The organism is Microvirga flocculans ATCC BAA-817, from assembly GCF_000518665.1.
In the GTDB taxonomy this organism is placed as follows: domain Bacteria; phylum Pseudomonadota; class Alphaproteobacteria; order Rhizobiales; family Beijerinckiaceae; genus Microvirga; species Microvirga flocculans.
In genome coordinates this window covers 1-3,357 of sequence record NZ_KI912469.1, presented here as the reverse complement: position 1 = coordinate 3,357, position 3,357 = coordinate 1, and the positions used below count along the sequence as shown (strand labels likewise).

The 3,357-nt window shown below is 62.5% G+C and carries 2 protein-coding genes; both read right to left on the bottom strand.

The window, feature by feature from the left end:
- The coding region (locus L879_RS23400) for a calcium-binding protein (protein WP_161634683.1) at nt 1-1,749 on the bottom strand (1,749 nt) is incomplete at its 3' end.
- A gap of 1,139 nt (nt 1,750-2,888) precedes the next feature.
- A complete protein-coding gene (locus L879_RS22260; protein ID WP_154664263.1) occupies nt 2,889-3,194 on the bottom strand; it encodes a hypothetical protein in 306 nt (101 codons plus the stop codon).
- Nucleotides 3,195-3,357 lie beyond the last annotated feature (163 nt).

Below are 3,357 nucleotides of genomic sequence, written 5' to 3'. Positions count from 1 at the left end.
GAAGCCCGCCCCGCCCTCGAGCGTGTCACCGCCGGCCCCGCCCTGCAGGATGTCGTCGGCGCCGAGGCCCTTGAGCCAGTTGGCGCCCGCATTGCCGGCGAGCACGTCGGAGCCGTTCGAGCCCTCGACGTTCTCGATGCCCTCGTAGGTGTCGCCGGCCGCATCCGCGCCACCACCGCCGAGGCTGCCGTAATAGCCGCGCCCGTCGGCCAGGCTGACATTCACCCCGCCCGCCGCATCGGCATACGAGACCCAGTCCGCGCCCGCGCCGCCGGAGAGATAATCCGCCCCGGCCCCGCCGCGCAGCACGTCGTCGCCGGCCTCGCCGTAGAGCGTGTCCGCGCCGTCGCCGCCATAGACGCTGTCGTTGCCGTCGCCGGCGCAGACGCCGTCATTGCCGGCCTCGCCCCAGATCGCGTCGTGGCCGGCCTCGCCGGCAACCCAGTCGTCGCCGGCCCCGCCATAGAGCCGGTCCTGGCCGGCGCCGCCCCAGAGCGTGTCGTTGCCGGCCTCGCCGTAGACGATGTCGTCGCCCGCGCCGCCATAGACCGTGTCGGCGCCGTCGCCGGCGCAGACGCCGTCGTTGCCGGCCTCGCCGGCGATCAGGTCGTGGCCGCCTTCTCCGGCGAACCAGTCGTCGCCGTCGCTGCCGTAGAGCTTGTCGTCACCCGCCCCGGCCCAAAGCACGTCGGCGCCGCCGCCGCCATAGAGCGCATCGGCGCCGTTGCCGCCCTGCAAGGTGTCGTTGCCCCAGCGTCCCGACAAAAGCGAGCCGCTGTGGAGGCCGGTCAGGCGGTCGTCGTAATCGGAGCCCTCGAGCGCGGCGATCGCGATGTAGACGTCGCCGGCCGCATCGCCGGTATTGGCCGCCGGGTTGATCAGGCTCGCGGTCACGCCCGCCCTGGCGTTGGCATAGGAGGCCCAGTTGAAGCCGGCGCCGCCGTCGAGGGTGTCGGCGCCGGCCCCGCCCTGCAGGTTGTCGTCGGACCCGAGCCCGCGCAGGTGGTTGGCGCCCGCATTGCCGGCGAGCAGGTCCGAGCCGGCCGAGCCCTCGACGTTCTCGATGCCGTCATAGACATCGCCCGCCGCCTCGGTGCCGCCGCCCGACAGGCTGCCGGCAGAGCCGCGCCCGTCCGAAAGGCTCACGTTCACCCCGCCCACGGCATCGGCGTACGACACCCAGTCGACCCCGTCGCCGCCCCGCAGCACGTCATCGCCCGCACCGCCAACCAGCGTGTCAGAGCCGTCGCCACCGTCGAGATGGTCCGCACCGTCGCCGCCCTGCAGCAGATCCTGGCCGGCTCCGCCAACAAGCGTATCGCTGCCGTCCAGGCCCGCCAGGGTGTCGTTGCCGGCATTGCCCAAAAGCTCGTTGTGGGCCTCGTTGCCGGTGAGCGTGTCGGCATAGGCCGAACCGATCAGACCCTCGATGCCGTCATAGACATCGCCCGCCGCCTCGCCCGTGTTCTCAGACGGGGTTCCTAAGCTGACTTTAATTCCAGTCGAGACGTAGGCGTGACTGACATAGTCAAATCCTTCACCGCCATGAAGCATATCGCTACCAAGGCCACCGCTGAGGATGTCGGAGCCATCTCCGCCATACAGCAGATCACCCTGAGACGAGCCAGACAGTAGATCATCGCCGCCGCCTCCAGCGATGATTCCATTACCTTTGATGACATCCTTTTCGTTCGTACCGACCCACGCGTTGATGCACGACACCTGTGAACCGTAGCGAAACTCTACCATGCCCTGCTTTTGAACGAGTTGCCCCTCAGACCCGGGGCTCGTCATCAGATCAATCAGGTTATGGAGAAGTCCGACCCCTTTAATCAACACTTCAGTCGGCATCGGTAGGCTGGGGACAAATCGGCCATTATGGAACAAAATCATGTATTCTTTGGTAATTGTTTCCGTCCGGCCGTCGGAGTATTTATAAATACCGGCTACCGTTGTGCGCAGCCCTGGGGCTTCGATCTCTTTAAGCTGTTGAGTTGCGGATTCTATTGCAGTGAGTTCTCCTCCCGATATGCGTTTGCTGAGATCTATTCCCTCGGCCCATCCGCTGATGTCAGGGGCTATGTTGTCGTCAAAAAATCCAGAGGGATAACTCCACCGCGCTTCAATATGACCATTGCCTAAAACGCGTGCCTCTTTCTTGAGACCACTGTCATATACTTCCGTATGCCGGGTAATTTTGCCGTCTTTGTCGAATTCATCTGCGGTGACTAATCCCTTTATGCCATCGTGCATAGTAAAGGTTGTTCGACCGTCCGGAAATTTTGTCAAAGTCCCTTCATAAGGAATCTTGCCATCAACAGTTCCCAGACTCGTCATCGTATAACGAAGTGTTCCATCTGAAGTAATTGATGCAAGTATTCTCATGCCAATATCAGGCAATTCAATCGAAAGAGCCTTGCTTCCGTCTGGTGCAACCCATATTTCGACAGTACGCCCTTCGGCAGCAGCTGTTGTTAAAACCGTACCATCGGGCTGAACGTAGTAAAAATCTACACCATTACCTGTGACAACTCCGCCACGTGAATTGACCGTGATCACACCTGCGCCGTCCACGCCTCCAATGCCGGTCCCGGCTTGAGCACCGCCATAGCCAACAGATCCACGGAAGAAGCTGTTCATCTCTTCTTCGAGTGTAAACGGTCTGAACACGATATTGCCCTTTGCCTTTTCTCGTACCGGTAGCTGGTATGGGAGGTCCGATATCCTGAAAGGACAACCCTTTTTGTTGGGTAATAGCGTGCAGATTTTCGAGGTTCAGATAACTCTCAGGACGAAGAGGGTAAGAGTAATTTCTCTGACTAAAGTCCTGTCGCTTGCTATGGTTGGAGGCTTAAAGCGCTCTGCCTACTCTACAGACGGATAGTGCCCTACGTCTTCCGCAGCATGATTCCCTTCTGCACAGTGCCGGCGCCGAACTTGTCGCGGATCTTGTCGATGGCGGCTTCCATGTGGGCTTGGCGGACCACGCTCTGGTCGGCGAGGTCGCCCTTGTCCGCATCGGCTCCATCGCAGAGATCGGCGGCGCCGATGAGGCGGAAGGCGGTGCCGTCGCAGGAGGCCTTCGGCAATGCCGCGCCGGCTCGAACAGACGGGCGGCGAGCTGGGTCGGGGCTGAAGCCCGACCGGGTCCGGGTGAGAAGCCGGAAATCCTTGTCCTTCAGCCTCAGGGTCACGCTCCGCCTCGCCACGCGAGAAAGCCGGCCCTTGTGTGGGGCCGGCTTTTGCGATGGCGTGCGGGTTGGGCGCCGCTCGGGCGGATGTCAGAGGGTATAGAGGCCGAAGTTGGCGGCGGAGAGGGCGAGGCCCGCCTTGAGCTGGGCGAACTGCACCTGGGCC